This window comes from uncultured Pseudoteredinibacter sp. (assembly GCF_947502065.1).
In the GTDB taxonomy this organism is placed as follows: Bacteria; Pseudomonadota; Gammaproteobacteria; order Pseudomonadales; family Cellvibrionaceae; genus Pseudoteredinibacter.
The window spans coordinates 333397-351384 of sequence record NZ_CANMYE010000003.1 but is presented as its reverse complement, the minus strand read 5'-3'; the positions used below and the strand labels follow the sequence as shown (position 1 = coordinate 351384).

The following is a 17988-nucleotide window of genomic DNA, read 5'->3' as shown; positions in this document are numbered from 1 at the left end:
AATGAGTGGTCCCAAATGAGTACACAAGATTTAGTCGCCAAACTATGGAATCTCTGTAATTTACTCCGTGATGACGGCGTAACTTATCACGAGTACCTAAATGAGCTTACTTTCCTCGTTTTCCTTAAAATGGTAGACGAAACAGGTAGGCACGAAAATATACCAGAGGGGTATCGCTGGAGTGACCTAGAAAATTACAACGCTGCTTCACGCTTGGAAGAGTATAAAAAATTATTGATACACCTTGGATCACATGGTTCACTGATTACGCAGGCTATCTATGCCAATGCGAATACTGTAATACGCAAGCCAGCTACGCTCACCAAATTAGTGAGTGAAATTGACAAGCTTGATTGGTACAGCGCCAAAACTGAAGGCTTGGGTGATATGTATGAAGGACTGTTAGAGATTAATGCTGGAGAGAAAAAGTCCGGTGCAGGTCAATACTTCACGCCGCGTGTGCTCATTAACGCGATGGTCGAGTTGATGAAGCCTAATTTAAAAGATGTGATTGTGGACCCAACCGCAGGAACAGGCGGATTTTTGATCAGTGCTCACCACTATATCAATGAGAATAACGATGTCAGCACGCTGAATGAAAAGGCTTACGATAAATACCAGCATAAAACCTTCTTTGGAATGGAGCTAGTTCCCGACACCCGCCGCTTGGCAATGATGAACTTGATGCTGCATGACTTGGCGGTAGATGATGAGCACTCCGGTATTCTATTTGGTGACACCTTGTCGAATGAGGGTAAAGCATTACCACCGGCAAGTTTGATTTTGGCTAACCCTCCTTTTGGTACCAAGCAGGGGGGAGGTGTGCCAACCCGTGATGACTTGTTGTATTACACCAGTAATAAGCAGCTCGCCTTTTTACACCTAATGTATTTAAAGATGCTTAAACCTGGTGGCCGCGCTGCAATAGTACTGCCAGACAATGTTTTGTTTGAAGGCTCTACGGGGCAAACAATCCGTAAAGACTTAATGGAGAAATGTGATCTTCATACCATTTTGCGATTACCAACTGGTATCTTTTACGCAGCGGGAGTAAAAACCAATGTGCTATTTTTCTCAAAGCCAGAAAAAGTTACCCAAGATAAAGGCAATACCAAACATGTATGGGTGTATGACTTACGCTCCAATATGCCACAATTTGGTAAGAGAACAACATTTAACGAAAGCCACTTTGAAGAATTTTATGAGGCTGTAGGTGGCGACTTAACTCAAGTAGATGAAAAGGCCCGAAAAGCATTTGTTAAAAAACATAAAGATGATCCCGATGGATGTCGCCTTCGCTGCTTTAGTCGAAAAGAAATTGCTGAAAAAGATGATTCCTTAGATTTATCTTGGATCCGTGATAACAGTGTCGAGGATGCAGATAACCTGCCCGAGCCGGATGTATTAATTAACGAAGCGTTAGAAGAAATGGCTGGGGCGATGAATGAGTTGCAGGCTATTTTGGTGGAGCTAGGTGCAGTTGAAAAAGGCGAAGAGGTTGTGCTGTGAGTGAGTTGCCTAGAGGGTGGGTAAATACAGAATTAGATAATCTTTTCTCATTTGTTATAGGTGGTGATTGGGGGAAAGATCCAGGGTTTTCAGATACCGACTTTGATGATGCATTATGTATTCGAGGATCAGAATTTAAAAAATGGCATAGAGACAAAGGGTCAACGGCTTCCTTTCGCAAAGTGAAGCAAGCAAGTTTAGAAAAAAGAAAGTTAGAACTTGGTGATATATTAATTGAAATATCTGGTGGCGGCCCAGATCAGCCTGTTGGCAGAACTGTACTCATAGATGATCTTGCCCTTAGTCATAATCCTGGCGTCCCTAAGGTATGCACAAATTTTCTTCGATTAGCTCGACCGAGCAAAAAGATAGACTCTCGATACCTAAATTATTATTTACATAGTTTCTACCTTTCTGGTGAAGTGGTCAAATACCAAGGTGGGAGCAATAATCTTAGAAATTTAAAGTTTAAAGAATATAGCAAGATAAATATCCCTCTTGCTCCTCTGAATGAACAAATCCGCATCGCCAATAATCTCGATTCCATCTTAGCCAAAGTCGACAAAGCCCAAACACGTTTGGAGAAAATCCCCCTCATCCTAAAACGTTTTCGGCAGTCGGTACTTGCTGCTGCGACATCTGGGGAGTTGACGAAGGAGTGGAGGAATGAGAATTTTTACTCCACATCAGAGATGCTGAAGGAATTGGTCAAGCCCAAAAAGCCTGCTCGTTATAAGTCAAGGAACATCGGCTTTATAGAAGGAGTGGTTGCTACGGCTGTTGGAAAGCCGAACTCAAAGTTGGTCGATAGCTGGGAATGGGTGCCACTCGTAGATATTGCAGTCATGGGTACCGGGCATACTCCTAGCCGATCGAAGTCAGAGTATTGGGGGGGAGAGGTAAACTGGATCGGAATAAAGGATGCTCGTAATAATCATACTGGAACAATTTTGGAAACTGAGCAGAAAACCAATGAACTGGGGCTTGAGAATTCTGCGGCCAGAATATTGCCCAAAGATACTGTATGCATTAGTAGAACAGCCTCAGTTGGATATGTTGTGAAAATGGGAGTGCCAATGGCTACTAGCCAAGATTTCGTAACTTGGACCCCTACAGATGTTCTTGATCCAGATTGGTTAAAATGGCTGTTTGTTTCTGAAAAAGAATCTCTTTTTCGGTTTGGTAAAGGTACTACTCATACCACTGTATATTTTCCAGAGTGGCTTTCTATGCATGTTGCCTTGCCACCTATCGAAGAGCAAAAGGAAATTGTTCGCCAGGTAGAGTCGTTGTTTTCATTGGCAGATGATGTCGCAAAGAAATATCATGATTCCAAGCAGAGGACTGACCGTTTAACTCAATCTATTTTGGCTAAAGCTTTCCGGGGTGAGTTGCTTCCCCAAGATCCGAGTGATGAGCCTGCTGAGGTTTTGTTAGAAAGCATTAAATCAGTAGTGTCCAAACCTAAGGCGAAGTCTAAAAGATGAGACTTAACCGCTTAGAGATCGTTGGTGAATATAAGTCTATACGTGGAGATAGAGAGAATCCTTTCGTTTATGATTTCGTAGACTCACACAGTAATTACTCCCCTCTATGCCTTGTCGGTTTAAATGGATCGGGAAAATCCAACTTTATAGAGCTGATTGCAGATATATTCGGATATGTTGATCGGTATTACAATAATCAATATATTTGCAAAGAAGATTTAACTTACGATTTCGAAATTGACTATTCAATAAATGATGCCGGGTCATATCGAAGCATCAAGATAATTGGCCGAAATTCACGGCTAGATATGTTCACTTTAGTTGACTCTGTGATTAGAGATTCAATTCAGAGTGGTTACCATCAACTGCTACCATCAAATATTATTGCTTATTCATCAGGACATAATCAGGGTTTAAGTTCAGTTTTTGCTAAGTCTCAATTTCAATATTATGAAGTGATCCGCAAGCAGGCGGCATTTTATCGTGGCTTTCAGCAGCGTTATGAAGCTATTTCTGGTCGCGAGGATCGCTCTGAACAGGAACTATCCAGCTATGTGAGGGAGCGCTATAGGGCCAATTCTAATTTGTTTGAAGTCCCTCGTGGTATAGATGATCTAGATGACTATTTTGACGAGTTAGATTTAGGTGAGCCATTAACATACAAGAAAGCGAATTTGCCCATAGGTATTTTTACTGACCATTCTTTTAACCAGCTGGTGTTTATTTACTTACTGATATCGAATAATCAAGCGTTTAAGCATTTCATCTCTGAAGAAATAAAAATCAGTCATCTGTGTGGTTTTGAATTGGACCTGAGGTTGTCCACCTATAGAGACTTTGAAGTGGTTAATGATATTGCATCTCGTCTCATCGAGTTGAGCGCGGATTCTCTTGGACTTCCAGCTATGGGGTGCCCTCCCACTTTTAATAAAGACACCTTGTCAGGTGTTCTTAGGTTCAATTTGAATCATAACTTCTTCAGCAGTTTTGAGCGACTCTACCTAGATACCTCAATCTTTCTCGAGCACTTAGTGACGCTAATTCAACTATCGGCTAAAAAGTGGAGTTCTGATGAGTGCAGATCACTAAAAACGAGTCGGTATATTAGGAATGTCCCAAATGTGAGTGGCGGTTTAGCTCCCATCAGGTTCATTAATACGAAGATTCAGCTATTAGAGCCAAACGTCGAAACCTTGTATGACAGATTAAGTGATGGTGAACATCAATTAATGCAAATTATTGGTAGTTTGATCATGTTTGGTGAGGAGGAGTCACTTTTTATCCTCGATGAACCTGAAAGCCATTTCAATCCAGAATGGAGGGCCGAGTTTCTTTGTTTGATATCTAAATACACGGATCTTCATAACATAGAGTTGATTATATCGACACATTCACCTTTCGTTTTATCAGCTTGTAAGGCTGACAGAGTATTGGCTTTTAATAAAGATGAGGAAGGTAATGTCTCTGTTCAGTCGCCAGGTGTAGAAACTTATGGAGCTTCTTTTGATTCACTTTTGACATCTGTCTTTGATTTAGATGTTTTAATATCCAAAAAACCCAAGGCTGAGATAGAAAGGGTTATAGAGCTTCAGAAGCTTGACCAAATATCTCGTAACGAGGCGCTAGAAAGGCTCGAAATATATGGGGATTCTTTCGAGTTAAACTTCCGAAGAAATCAGCTAAGAAGAGATGCTTCTAGTCAAGAGCGAGGGAACGAATAGATGCTATGGCAAGTTACTAAGCCTCCTGCTTCTGGCCTATATTGGCTAGATGAAGTCCATAAGAACTTTTATATTGAGTTGTTCGATGGTAAGAACTTTGATGATTGTTTTGTTGATAGGTTTCAGCCGGTTTTAGCCGCAAGTGTTAAGACAAAACGGCTATTTCAATCAGTTTATAATCTTTATACAGCGCTTGGTCTGGCAGAAAAAATTGCGTTTCAGGCTCTGTATCAAAATCATCTTTCCTATCAAGATTGTTTTGATGACACTGCTTTACCCGTATTGCGTCCCGCTCCTGGGTATGCCGACTTATGGGTGGCGGTAAAAAAACTAGGTGGGTATTTGTATTCTACGACAATAGGCTTAGATTGCTTTGCCGATGCAGCGATTAATGATCCATCGATGGATCAGCACTACGAAGACTATAAGGCTTTAAACGGCAAAGTCTGTTGTTTTTGTGGTACAGAAGAAATGATGGAGGAAAGAGATATTGTGCCCGATGAGGGGAATCCTGAAAATGACGAGAAGCAGTGGCGAGCGTCTTATGATCATTATTTGCCAAAAAAGCATTATCCGTTTTTAGCTGTTGATTTTAACAATCTAGTACCTTGTTGTCAGAAGTGTAATGAGAAGGCCAAAGGTGAAAAAGACCTGCTAGAAAATGGAGGAAATCGAGTTCTAGCTTTTAATCCTTATCAGGATACTGACGGTGTACGATTGATTGCAAATTACAAATGTGATGGATTAAAAAATATAATGTCGGTCGAAATAGAGGGAACGGGTTGTACTTTAGAAGATAAGGGCAATACATGGAATGGCACATTTCTTGTTCTCGATCGTGTCAACAAGCGTTTAAATGATTTCGATAGTTCCTGGCTGGCTCCATCCCTGAACGGTTGTGATAACGCAGAGACTGCTAGGAATGCCCTTGGCCAAGAAGCGGCTAGATGTAACGCGGTCAAGACTACAGAGCGTGAGGGCTATTTTAAGTCTCTATGCTTCTCCGAGGTTTTAACTAAGTCTGATGAGCAGATCTCTGATTTGTTACTGGCAGTTGAACAAATATATTCAGGTAGAACACTAGCTTAATCAGAGTTAATAGGAGAACTCTTAAATGGAAATAACATCGAATGTAAGCTCAAGCCATGGCAAGTTAGTCGCAGATTTATTATCCGATTCTAGTAGTGATTTGTTCTTTGTTTCCCCATTTTTAACTGGTGATTTTGAGGCTTTATTCAATGAGGTGGACTTTTCAAAGATAAACTCTATTGTTTTGGTAACAACGCTCAAGAAAAACGATCAGGATCAAATCACAAAACCCAAGTCATTGAAGTCCTTTTATAAGCTAATAAAATCTAACTGCCCCAATGCTAAAGTAAAAGTTCATATTGATAATAGCCTGCATGGAAAGATCTATATTTTTAGGGAAAATGACTCGCAAAAAGCCATAGTGACGTCTGCCAACCTAACTCAAAATGGTTTTTATAATAATAACGAGTGGGGTTTATTAATTGACGATAAAGAAGCCATAGAGCAGCTAGAGAATGAAGTACTTGAATGCATCGATTACCCTGATGTTACAGAATCAATCGTAGATAGATTGCTTATGTTCTCTGAGCAGTATCAACGTGATAACCCTGAATGGGCTAAGGTGGTAACTCCAGACTCTGACATCATGGAGAATGTTTATAATCAGGGAGCTAATAACAACGATAACCCTCGATACTGGCTAAAACCTATTGGTGTCTCAGAAGATCCTATTTACAAAGAAGATAGGCGCGACTTTTCTGACTTACACCAAGATCTAGCCTTTTCCAAAAAGGGAGTCGGCGCAATAAGAGCGGGCGATATTATAATAACCACCGCTGTGGGTTGTGGCTGCTTGCTCTCCTATTTCCAAATTACCGGCTCACCTAAAGAAGCTACACACGAAGAAAAACAACAAAACCCCTGGAAAGAACGCTGGCCCTGGCATATTGAAGGTCGAAGCCTGTCTACGGAGTATGGTGCTTGTTGGTGGGAGTATGATCTTGATAGAAAGGTTCTTCTTGAGCGGTTTCTTGAACAGAACCCTGATGAGATTGTTACTCAGGCTGGGGCTAGGAGTTTGGGCACCCTAAATTTTGGCAGCGATAAAGTAGAAATAACTAAAGGTTTTGCGGAGTTTCTTATATCTGAAATTCGAAAATTTGATTAGCAGTTAATAAATTTCGATTTTTAATAGGATTATTCATACAGCCAGCAACAATTAAGATCTTCCTGCTAGATGGAAAGCCGGCAGGTATACGTACCGCAGAAATTTCCAATTGGACGGGGAAAGCCATTGCGGGGCCGCGTTCTGAATTATCTGAACTATTAAAACGAGAAAAATTGGTTAGTCCAGGTGTCTATCTTCTCACTGGTATCGATCCTGAAAATGACCAAGAGACCTTATATATAGGTGAAGCTGAGTCAGTGGTTAAACGTCTCAAGCAACATCGTGAACGTGATGATTGGACGCATGTTATTGCTTTTGTATCCAAAGATGAAAACCTTACCAAAGCGCATATGATATACTTGGAAGGATCATTAATTCAACAAGCCAACAACGCAGGCAGAGAACTTGTCCAAAATAATGCTAGTAGCGGAGCTAAACTGCCGGAAATGGATCAAGCTGAAATGGATGTCTTTCAGGAAAAGATGTTACAGCTTTTGCCAGTATTGGGTGTGGATTTATTTAAAACACTTGCCAGGGCACCTGTTCAACAGGAGGCTTTGTTGGTGGGTACTATAAAAGGCCTTAAGGGTAAAACTCCCAGATTAAAGCCCTCGTCTCCCATAAAAAACGGGCCCTCAGGCCCGTTAGTAGTTTTCACAATCTTTATTCAAAATCGACAAGATTGAATGTTAATCCATATACTCTTCAATACTAGGACAAGAACACACCAAGTTACGATCACCATACACATTATCAATACGGTTCACTGTTGGCCAAACCTTATGATGCTTTAACCACTCGGCTGGGCGGGCTGCGATTTCGCGACTGTATGGGCGATCCCATTCGGCGGCCATGACATCGTCTTGGGTGTGTGGGGCGTTGTGTAGTGGGTTGTTATCCTTTGGATACTCACCGGATTCTACCTGGGCGATTTCCTTGCGGATAGTAACCATGGCTTCGATAAAGCGATCCAATTCTTCTTTCGATTCGGATTCGGTTGGCTCGATCATTAGCGTGCCCGCTACTGGGAAACTCATAGTCGGGGCGTGGTAACCGAAGTCGTTAAGGCGCTTGGCGATATCTTCTTCGGTAATGCCGCTGGCTTCTTTTAGTGGGCGTAGGTCTAGCAAACACTCGTGGGCCACAAAACCGTTTTTGCCTTTAAACAAAATAGGGTAGTGCTCGCCTAGTTTTTTGGCGACATAGTTGGCGTTTAGCATGGCGTATTGGCTGGCCATTTTCATGCCTTTGCTGCCCATCATCTTAATGTACATATAAGAGATTGGCAGGATAGAGGCGCTGCCCCAAGGTGCGGCTGATACCACACCGTTGGCCACTTCGGTGCCTGGCACTGGTTGTACCGGGTGACCGGCAACAAACGGTGCTAAGTGTTCTTTCACGCCGATAGGGCCCATACCCGGACCGCCGCCACCGTGTGGAATACAGAAGGTTTTGTGTAGGTTTAAGTGAGATACATCACCACCAAAGCTACCTGGGCCGGCAATGCCTACAAGGGCATTCATGTTGGCGCCATCGACATAAACCTGGCCGCCTACGGAGTGAATCAAATCGCATAGCTCTACGATTTCTTCTTCAAATACACCGTGGGTGGATGGGTAGGTCACCATAATGCAAGAGATACGCTGACCGTATTCTTCCACCTTCGCGCGGATGTCATCCATGCAAACGTTACCGTTGGCATCGCACTTGGTTACCACAACTTTCATGCCCGCCATTTGTGCAGAAGCTGGGTTAGTACCGTGAGCTGAAGAAGGAATCAAGCAGATATCGCGATCGAATTCGCCTTTGCTTTGATGGTATTTTTTGATGGCTAGCAGGCCAGCGTACTCACCTTGGGCACCGGAGTTAGGCTGCAGGCTTACCGCATCGTAACCGGTACATTCTTGCAGCATTTTTTCCAGCTCGGTAAACATCTGCTGGTAGCCTTTGGCTTGATCGATCGGTGCGAATGGGTGGATGCGACCAAATTCAGGCCAGGTTACTGGAATCATTTCGGCGGTAGCGTTTAGCTTCATGGTGCAACTGCCCAATGGAATCATCGAGTGATTCAGGGCGATGTCCTTGCTTTCCAAACGCTTCAAGTAACGCAGCATTTCGGTTTCGCTGTGGTAGCGATTAAATACTGGGTGGCTCAGGATAGCATCGTCACGGACTAGCTCAGCTGGAATACCTTCGTTGGCTTCAAGCTCGGCTTCAATGGCAACCGCATCGATCGCTTGGCCAGTAATTACTTCCAATAGCTCGCTTACATCGGCCAGCTTGGTGGTTTCGTTCAAGCTAAGGGTAATGTGCTCTTCGCCTAGCTGACGTAGGTTGATTTCTTTAGCTGCAGCGCGCGATAGAATGTCGGCGCTGTTGTCGGCTTCGATAGCTAGGGTATCGAAATAAGTATCGTGTACCAGTTTAACGCCAGCTTGTTCCAAGCCTTTGGCCAATACGGTCGTTAGGCGGTTGATACGATTGGCGATACGACGCAGGCCATCTGGGCCGTGGTATACCGCGTAGAAGCCGCTCATCAGAGCCAGTAAAACTTGTGAGGTACAAATATTGGAGTTCGCTTTTTCGCGGCGGATATGCTGCTCGCGAGTTTGCATGGCCATGCGGTAAGCTTGTTTGCCGCGGGCATCGATAGAAACACCAATGATACGCCCAGGGGCGGAACGCTTGTACTTTTCGCGGAAAGCAAAGAAAGCAGCGTGTGGACCACCAAAGCCCATGGGTACACCAAAACGTTGGTTGGTACCTACCACTACATCGGCGCCCATGCTGCCTGGTGATTTCAATAGCACCAAGCTCATGATATCGGCGGCTACAGTTACCAAAGCATCGGCGGCGTGCGCCTGATCGATGATGGCTGTTAAATCTTTGATCTCACCACTGGTGCCTGGGTATTGCAACAATACACCGAAGTATTCCAAACCTTCTAGATCGGTTTCAGGATTACCCACTTTGATTTCAAAGCCGAAGTGTTCGGCGCGGGTTTCAATCACCGCAATGGTCTGTGGGTGAGTCGCCGCATCAATAAAGAAGGTATTAGATTTGTTCTTCTTCATCTGGCGCTTACACATGGCCATGGCTTCGGCGGCCGCCGTGCCTTCATCCAACATAGAGGCGTTGGCGATTTCCATACCGGTTAGATCCATCGCCATTTGCTGGAAATTAATTAAGCCTTCCAAGCGGCCTTGGGCAATCTCCGGCTGGTAAGGGGTGTAGGCGGTATACCAACCTGGGTTTTCCAATACATTGCGCAGGATAACATTAGGTACATAGGTATCGTGGTAGCCCATGCCAATGTAGCTTTTAAATACCTGGTTTTTATCGGCAATCGTACGGATTTCCGCTAAAGCCTGTTGCTCGCTTACGGCATCAGCCAAGTCCAAGGCATCTTTTTTCAAAATGCCATTGGGTACGGTTTTCTCGATGAGCTCTTCAACAGTACTTACACCTAGCTCGGCCAACATGGCCTCTACTTGGGCGGAATTAGGACCAATATGGCGGCTGATAAACTCATCGTGATGGGCCAGGGTCTGATACGGAGTAGCGGACATAGACATACCTTTGTGCGGCGCAATCGCTGCTTTTGCTTCATCTTAGAAGCTTTCAGCAAGGCGCAAATCTCGCCCAGGCCAGTAACGGCGGGCGTTTGGGTGCATGGGGCCAAAATGGCAATTAAAAAGTGGCGGCAATTTTAGCAAACGGGTTTCCTATAGGGCAATGGAAATTTCCTATAGGAAACAGCTTGTCTAATAAACGACCATTTACCCGATGTATGTTCACTAATTGCACTAAATTAGCACTTAAGTGCTGGATTGGCGCTCAATAATCATATTTATTGCTTAAGCTATGACCTTATCGGGCGATAACCTTCAATGTACTAATAAAAACAGGGTTTTTGATTGGAAGCGCCGCACTTGCTGATTGGCAGGAAGCAGGAGCCTTACAATCATTCCCTGCGATGAGTGGCTAAAGCCTTGATACCTATAAAAGCAATAACAGATAGATTTGAACAAAGACGCATATTCCTACAGCTTTTGTTGCTGTTAGTTGTGTTGTTTGTTGCTGGTGCTTCTTATGGTGATTCAGCGCAAAACCTGCCTTTACCCAGCGTTGAGGATACCGCCACTTCTTTAAACGCTATTAGCTTGCCCGCGACAGACATCACTCCGCCACACAAATTACCTGATCTGGGCTTACACGATGTGCCTTCTTTACTGATCGGTGCAGTTGCCGCAGCCTTCGCGCTTATTCTTTTGATTGTCGTGCTGGCCTTTATCAATTTAAAAACTAGCCGTCAGTGGGCCTTCTTAGCTGGGGTGTTAGTACTGCTTTTCGCTTTGGAAGCGTGGTTAGAACACTACATTTCCTATCGCTATGAGCAGGATGAGCGTGCCAATGTCGCAAGGCGCTTAGATATGGTGCGGGCCAATCTTGATAGCATCTTAAACAATAACCTATCACTTATTAAAGGGATGGGTATCGCGATTGCGGCTAACCCAAAGCTCAGCAAGGATGACTTCAACTCCTACGCCAAAGAAATTTTAAGAACCGAGACTTTACTGCTTAATTTTGCCGCGGCACCTGATTTTAAGATTCGATACGTTTACCCCTTAAAGGGTAATGAATCTGCCGTTGGCCTAGATTACATGCAGCTAGTAGATCAGCGTGATGATGTACTGAGGGTTGCCCAGCAGCGACGTATGCTGGTAGCGGGCCCGATTGATCTTGTGCAAGGCGGGCAGGCCTTCATTGGGCGAGCGCCGGTATATTATGTTGAACCTGAATCAGGAAAAGAGCTGTTTTGGGGGATTATTTCATCGCCAATGCTGGTAGCTGAGGTGTATCAGGTTGCAGGGCTAACTGAGTTAGCGAAAACCGAAAAAATAGCGGCTCGTAAAAAACGTTTTAGCGGTGAGCACAGTGCGGTATTTTATGGTGATGCCGCTATCTTTGACAGCAGCCCCGTGATCAGTGAAATGCTGATTGGTGCCGAAATATGGCAATTGGCTTCAATACCCAGTAACACCCCTGAAAACCTACCCTCCGCCTTAAACGGCTTACGCTTGGCATTTCTATTTTTGATAATGATGGGTGGTTTTTTATTGCAGCTTAGAATTCGCCAAAGTGATGAGCGCAAAAAGCTGATTTCTGCTTTGCGATATCGAGAGCGAATGTTGGCGCAAGTAGGGCGAATTGCCAGTGTTGGGGGTTTTGAGTATGAAAAGGGTAAAGGCTTTGTTTATTGGTCCAGAGAAGTCTTTAAAATTTTGGGGGTGCCCTTCAATAAAGGGCCGCTTGGCGATACTGAGTTTTTGGATATTATCGAAGCCGAATGCCAAGAAAAGGTTATTGAATCTGTTCGTCAGCTCAGTCGATCTGCTTGTGAGTCCTCCCTAGAATTACAGCTTAATTTAGATGATGGCCGTAAAAAGTGGGTCGCCATACAAGCCTATTCAGAAATTCATTTAAATGGGCATGTGAAGATTAAAGGCGCCATTCAGAATATCACTGAACGTAAAAAATCTGAGCTGACCATCTTGCGCCAGGCCAATTACGATACGTTAACACAATTGCCCAATCGTAGTTTGTTTGATAATCGTTTGGTTGCTGCTGTGGCGAGCGCCAGTAGAAGCGGCGAAAAATTTGCCCTATTGTTTATTGATCTTGATCGCTTTAAGGCGGTAAACGATTCCTTAGGGCACGCGGTGGGTGATCAGTTGCTGCAAATAGTGGCTGGGCGCCTAAGTGCTTGTACCCGCGAGTCGGATACGCTATCGAGGCGCAGTGGCGATGAGTTCACCTTGATCGCCAGTCAAATCAAAGATGAAAAGTGCGTTGATATCGTAGCTCGAAAAATTATCGAAGAATTAAAACAGCCAGTTTGTATCAGTGGGAATCAGATCTATGTTACCGCAAGCATAGGGGTGACACTATTTCCAGATGATGCCCAATCTGCCGACGTCCTATTAAAAAATGCAGACCAAGCCATGTATGCGGCTAAAGAGCTTGGGCGTAATCGCTTCCGTTACTATACCGCGCTAATGCAAGATGATGCTGATGAGCGATTGCGCTTACATATGGATTTGATTGATGCGATTGAGAAAAATCAATTAAAAGTATTTTATCAGCCAATTATCGATCTCCACAGTGGCGAGATATGTGAAGTGGAAGCATTGCTTCGTTGGCAACATCCTAAGCAAGGCTTTATTTCCCCCGACAAGTTTATCCCTTTAGCTGAGGATGTTGGTTTGATTACTCAGTTGGGGGAAATTTCAATGGAAACGGCGATATCGGATATATTAAAAGTTAATCGCGAATTCGATTTGGATATTGGCCTGTCGCTAAATAAATCTTATCGGGAATTCTTCGGCTCCGCTGGCTGTGAAGAGGTTTGGTTGCAAAATTTGCTGTCACCTGCCGAACGCCCGCCAATTACCATTGAGATTACCGAATCCATCCTGATGGAAGATGATCGTGTATACGAGATATTGGATCAGCTTCGTAAAGCCGGCATCAAAATTGCCATTGATGATTTCGGTACGGGTTATTCATCCTTGAGTTATCTGCGCCGCTTCCCGGTAGACTGGCTCAAAATCGACCGCTCTTTTGTGCGTGATATTGTTGATGATAAAGAGGATCTGGCGCTGGTTGAGAGCGTATTGGCCATGGCTCATAAGCTTGGCTTATCGGTAGTGGCCGAAGGTGTTGAAACCGATGAGCAGCTTCAACTACTGCAGATGCATCAGTGTAATATGGCCCAAGGCTTCTTTTTTGCTAGGCCCATGCCTCTGGCCGATCTTAAAATGTGGCTCAATGAGCGCTACAGCCCTGTAAAGCTGGTTCCTCGTAAATCCAGTAGTCTCTAGTCTAGGCGAGCCTCCAGTTTAGGCTGGCCGTTTTCTTCCATCCTGCCGCTGTCGCAGTTCCTTTGTACACAAGCTATAATCGCCCACTTAATCTTCAATCGTAGGTGATGCAGTGAGTGTAGAAAGCGGAGATGTATCCGTATTGGCGGTAGCCCGTAAGGACGACGATAGTTTTGTCGAGCCATTGCAATTGGGTAAACGACTCAAGGAAATCCGTCTAGCCAATAGTCTCACCTTGGAAGAGGCCAGCAATCTTACCGGCCTTGCTCGCTCGACCTTATCCAAAATAGAAAACGAGCAAATCTCGCCAACCTTTCAGGCTGTGCAAAAGCTGACCAAAGGCTTGGGGATCGATATTCCCCAACTTTTTGTACCTCCAGCGGATGGTCCTGAGGCAAATGGTCGCCGTGATGTGACTCGCGCCGGCGAGGGTAAAGCTCACCCAACCAGTACCTATGAGCACGAGCTGCTGGCATCCGATATTCGTCACAAAAAGATGGTGCCTTTTAAATGTACAGTAAGAGCCCGCTCTTTTGATGATTTTGAAGATTGGGTTCGCCACGAAGGTGAGGAGTTTATGCTGGTTCTATCGGGGCGGGTGGCAGTGCATACCGAGTTCTATGAGCCAGTGGAGCTGGAAGAAGGTGATAGCATGTATTACGACGCCAAAATGGGGCATTGCTTGGTATCTTTGAGCGAAGAAGATGCCCAGGTGCTTTGGGTAACGACCCGTTAAACACATGAGCTAATCGATTTTAAGGCGAAACACTGGGGGATATGATGGGGCTGTTCAGTATAGTTTTCCTGATCTGTTTGTTGTTGGGGCTCTATATAGGCTGGCGTAATGGTTGGCTAAAGACGCTTATTCGCTTACTGTCTTTTCTTGGTGCTTACGGGCTTTTATATCTCTACCTAAAACCTTTTTCTGCCTATCTTAGTGAGGTTGCTGGGATTGGCTTTTTATTCAGTAATCTGTTGGCTGGTGGTGCATTGTTAGGGCTTGGTGGCTTTGCCATCTCTCTTTGTTTGCGCATTTTAGTGGCCCTGATCAAATTGCTATTACCTTGGAAAGCGCCAACTGAAGAAAAGCCGCCAAGCAGTGCAAAAGATCCCTTCGGAGCAATTATTGGGGGTGGGCTTGGCTCTATCTTTGCGCTGTTTTTAATTTGGGCAATGAGCTTACTATCTTCAGAATTACCCCAGTTAACGCCTAAAGCCAATCATCAATGGGATCTAAAATTATCGAGCTTGGCCAAGGGTATGGTAGGGGGCTTAAGCGGTCGAGCTCTTCAGTTAGCGGGCGCAGAAACTGAAGATCAAGCCTTAGTGCAAGCTATAATGCGCGATCCGCTATCCAACGCGAAGCGCTTGCGAAGTATCGGTGAAAGCCCCGCTTTTAGGGAATTGTTGCAGGATAAAGATAGCGTTCAATTAATGCGAAGCGGTGACAGCGAAGCGCTATTGAAAGACAAGAAATTTCAGGCCGTCATGCAGCAGCCTGCAATGCAGGATTTGGTAAAAGAATCCGGCTTGGCGGATCAGGCCGGCGGCGAGCAAGCCCTGGCCAAGACTGTAGGAAGTGCTTTTAGTCGCATGGAGTCTTTGCGTAACAATCCAAAAATTATGCAAATCATGCAAGACCCTGAGTTACAGAAGCAGATTAAAAATAAAGACTACTTCGCATTGTTTTCGAACCCAAAGTTTGAGCAAATACTGGAAGCTTTCCAAAATACTCCAGCGCCGAAAGGTGAAGCATCGAATAATGAGACAGAACAGAAAGCTTCATACCCAGAGCCTAGCGATAAGGTTTACCATTGGGTAGATGACGAGGGTAATCATCACTACTCTGATCAGAAACCGGATTAGAGCTGTAAATCAGCACTCAATCTGGCAATCGCCATAATGAGTGCAATGGAAGTCTTATTTCTAAAAAATTGAGCAGTATAAAAATTGTGAAGATCGTAATCTTAGCCTTATCGATATTATTCATTGCATTAAGTGCGGCCGGCAAAGAGGGGGATGTTCCAGATAGAACAGATGCAAATGGGTTTATCGAGCCATTTCAGATGTTTGATAATGTGTATTACGTCGGGGATAAATGGGTGTCTTCGTATCTAATCGATACATCAGGGGGCCTTGTTCTTATAGATACTTTGGAAAGTCCTTATGGGCGTTGGATTCCAGGTAGTATAAAAAGCTTGGGCTTTGCTCCTCAAAACCTTAAATACATAATAATTACTCATGGACATTCAGATCACGTTGGTAATGCCGCCTACCTTCAAAGTAAGTTTGGTGCCGAAGTAATAATGTCTTCTGATGCTCTTGACCTAACAGCCAAGGAAGCACAGGAAAGTAAAGGGAAAAGCCTATTTGTCGCCCCCAAAGTCGAAAATTTTGTCAACGATGGTGACGAATTAACAGTAGGCAACACTAAATTTAAACTCTATTTAACCCCAGGGCACACATTAGGTGGCTTATCTATAGACTTCCAGGTGAAAGACAATGGCAAAAAGCATCGAGCCTTTGTTGTAGGTGGAAATGGTACAAATTTTAAAGGTCTTGAGCTTGCCAAGAGCTATGTTGAAAGCGTGCAACGAATTAAAAAGTTGTCTCAGATTGAGCCAGTCATTGAAGTTAACCTAGCAAGTCACCCACGGATGAATCAGCTTTTTGAAAGGAAAAGTGGGGTTGGCCATGACAAAAACCCGTATATAGATGCAAAGGGTTTTCAAGAATTTCTTGGGTTGCTTGCATCTCGTGGCTCCAAAAAACTAGCCGAAGAGATGGCAGAATAGTCTCCATTGGGTGTAGCGGAGGGTGCCGGGCTTAATTTTAACAAGAGACTGAACGATAGAGTCAAATCCCTAACAGCCGAATTATCAGATTAGGTTTGAGTCTATATATTTGGAGTATTGCTATTTGAAGGCGATTTTGGCTACCCTGATTAAACAGGGTAGTTTGCTAGCTGGCTAAGCTGTATTCTAGTATTTATCCCGGCTTTCTCATAAATTTCTTGAGGTGATTATTAACACTCCAAGGGCTGGCTGCGAGTTGTTACTCACCTTGAGTCTATAATAACGGGCTCAATACATTTGCCAATATCTCCGTTATCAATTGTGTCAATAACACATCGAGTGTTGAAAAGTTATTTTCTTCGTTAGAGAAGGTAATACATGATACATGTCAAAATATCATCCTGCTTGTGCACGGCTATAGTGAGCGCTTAGTCTCGATCTATGGTTTGCATGAGCCCAGTTAGTAGTATGGGCTCAACATTTTAATGTATCTGGGTGCTTAGCTTAGTGTTACGCTCGATTGGTAACTTAGAATCTCGCTGATCAATTCGTGACGGTCAAAATAGACTTCATTGCGGTAGATTTTTCCATCACGCAGGTGCACAAGACAAACTCCGTCAATTTCCACGGTTTTATCGCCGACGGGTGCGCTGACATGCCAATGGTTCACAAATCCATCCTGCATGGGGATCGCGTAGCGTTGTCGCCATACCCAGTTTGGGTTTTGGCTTAAGAGTTTTTCAAAGTGAGGCCTAATTTCTTCGTGCCCCTTAAGAGGCTTAATTAGACCTCCATCCATATAAATAGCGTCTTCGCTGTAAAAGCTGAGAAGTAACTCCGGTTGGTTTCCTGTCCAGGCGGGGTGCCATTTCGCGGCGAAATCCCTGGCCTGTTCTTCGCTGAATCCTGAAAATTGCATGTTAATCACCTATTTAGTTTTTAATTTCTTCTCTGCCCTGTATGCACATTAGCGTTGCACTCATTGTTGCAATACAGCTTTCTTTCCCTTCGTGAATAGCGAAGGCTTTGGCCTGGCTAAAATACAGTTGGCGTCCGGCTCGGATTAACTCGCCTCGATAAATGAAATACTCCCCCTTAGCGGGAGCTAATAGTGTGGTTTTAAATTCCACGGTGAGGATGCCACTTCCCTCTGGCATTTGAGTAAAAGCCGCGTAGCCGCAGGCGCTGTCTAGCGCCGCGGTCGTTATACCAGCGTGAATAAATCCGTGTTGCTGGCATAAGCTTGGCTGATATGGCATGTGTAGTTCTATGTGCCCGCTGCTAACGGATTCGATGCCGATCCCCAGTGTTTTCATCGCATTTTGCTGATTAAAGCTGGCTCGTAAACGCTCGAAGTTCGAATTTGTCGAGCTTATTTCTGTAGACATGGTCGCT

13 protein-coding genes are annotated in these 17988 nt (G+C 44.3%); 10 read left to right on the top strand and 3 right to left on the bottom strand.

Annotated features, from left to right (window positions below; translation table 11 throughout):
* Positions 1-15 precede the first annotated feature (15 nt).
* The 6 genes from Q1A41_RS11180 (at position 16) to Q1A41_RS11155 (ending at position 7600) form a co-directional block, all read left to right on the top strand.
* On the top strand, positions 16-1509 hold the full coding sequence (locus Q1A41_RS11180; protein WP_299978651.1) for an N-6 DNA methylase: 1494 nt from the start codon (positions 16-18) through the stop codon (positions 1507-1509).
* Positions 1506-2996, top strand: coding sequence for a restriction endonuclease subunit S (locus Q1A41_RS11175; protein ID WP_299978648.1), 1491 nt, complete (start codon positions 1506-1508; stop codon positions 2994-2996). The genes Q1A41_RS11180 and Q1A41_RS11175 overlap by 4 nt, the downstream gene beginning before the upstream one ends.
* Positions 2993-4717, top strand: coding sequence for an AAA family ATPase (locus tag Q1A41_RS11170; protein WP_299978645.1), 1725 nt, complete (start codon positions 2993-2995; stop codon positions 4715-4717). Before Q1A41_RS11175 ends, Q1A41_RS11170 begins: the two co-directional genes overlap by 4 nt.
* A complete protein-coding gene (locus tag Q1A41_RS11165) occupies positions 4718-5806 on the top strand; it encodes a hypothetical protein (protein WP_299978642.1) in 1089 nt (362 codons plus the stop codon).
* A 25-nt stretch (positions 5807-5831) separates the two neighbouring features.
* On the top strand, positions 5832-6914 hold the full coding sequence (locus tag Q1A41_RS11160; RefSeq protein WP_299978639.1) for a phospholipase D-like domain-containing protein: 1083 nt from the start codon (positions 5832-5834) through the stop codon (positions 6912-6914).
* 173 nt (positions 6915-7087) lie between these two features.
* On the top strand, positions 7088-7600 hold the full coding sequence (locus tag Q1A41_RS11155) for a GIY-YIG nuclease family protein (protein ID WP_299978636.1): 513 nt from the start codon (positions 7088-7090) through the stop codon (positions 7598-7600).
* A gap of 3 nt (positions 7601-7603) precedes the next feature.
* Here Q1A41_RS11155 and gcvP read toward each other — a convergent pair whose 3' ends face one another.
* The gene (gene gcvP / locus Q1A41_RS11150) at positions 7604-10483 is read right to left on the bottom strand and encodes an aminomethyl-transferring glycine dehydrogenase (protein ID WP_299978633.1); all 2880 of its coding nucleotides are present in this window, start codon (positions 10481-10483) and stop codon (positions 7604-7606) included.
* A gap of 498 nt (positions 10484-10981) precedes the next feature.
* Here gcvP and Q1A41_RS11145 point away from each other — a divergent pair, with 498 nt between their 5' ends.
* The 4 genes from Q1A41_RS11145 to Q1A41_RS11130 all read left to right on the top strand — a co-directional run bounded on the left by Q1A41_RS11145 (position 10982) and on the right by Q1A41_RS11130 (position 16593).
* Positions 10982-13798 (top strand): EAL domain-containing protein, encoded by a 2817-nt coding sequence (locus Q1A41_RS11145; RefSeq protein WP_299978630.1) that lies wholly within the window; start codon positions 10982-10984, stop codon positions 13796-13798.
* Between the two features lie 112 nt (positions 13799-13910).
* Positions 13911-14534 (top strand): XRE family transcriptional regulator, encoded by a 624-nt coding sequence (locus Q1A41_RS11140; protein WP_299978627.1) that lies wholly within the window; start codon positions 13911-13913, stop codon positions 14532-14534.
* Positions 14535-14575: 41 nt separating this feature from the next.
* Positions 14576-15664, top strand: a complete 1089-nt coding sequence (locus Q1A41_RS11135; RefSeq protein ID WP_299978624.1) for a CvpA family protein — start codon at positions 14576-14578, stop codon at positions 15662-15664.
* A gap of 86 nt (positions 15665-15750) precedes the next feature.
* Complete coding sequence (locus tag Q1A41_RS11130) at positions 15751-16593, top strand: MBL fold metallo-hydrolase (RefSeq protein ID WP_299978622.1); 843 nt, start codon at positions 15751-15753, stop codon at positions 16591-16593.
* 499 nt (positions 16594-17092) lie between these two features.
* Here Q1A41_RS11130 and Q1A41_RS11125 read toward each other — a convergent pair whose 3' ends face one another.
* Positions 17093-17512, bottom strand: coding sequence for a nuclear transport factor 2 family protein (locus Q1A41_RS11125; protein WP_299978620.1), 420 nt, complete (start codon positions 17510-17512; stop codon positions 17093-17095).
* A gap of 13 nt (positions 17513-17525) precedes the next feature.
* Positions 17526-17981, bottom strand: coding sequence for a PaaI family thioesterase (locus Q1A41_RS11120; RefSeq protein ID WP_299978617.1), 456 nt, complete (start codon positions 17979-17981; stop codon positions 17526-17528).
* Positions 17982-17988 lie beyond the last annotated feature (7 nt).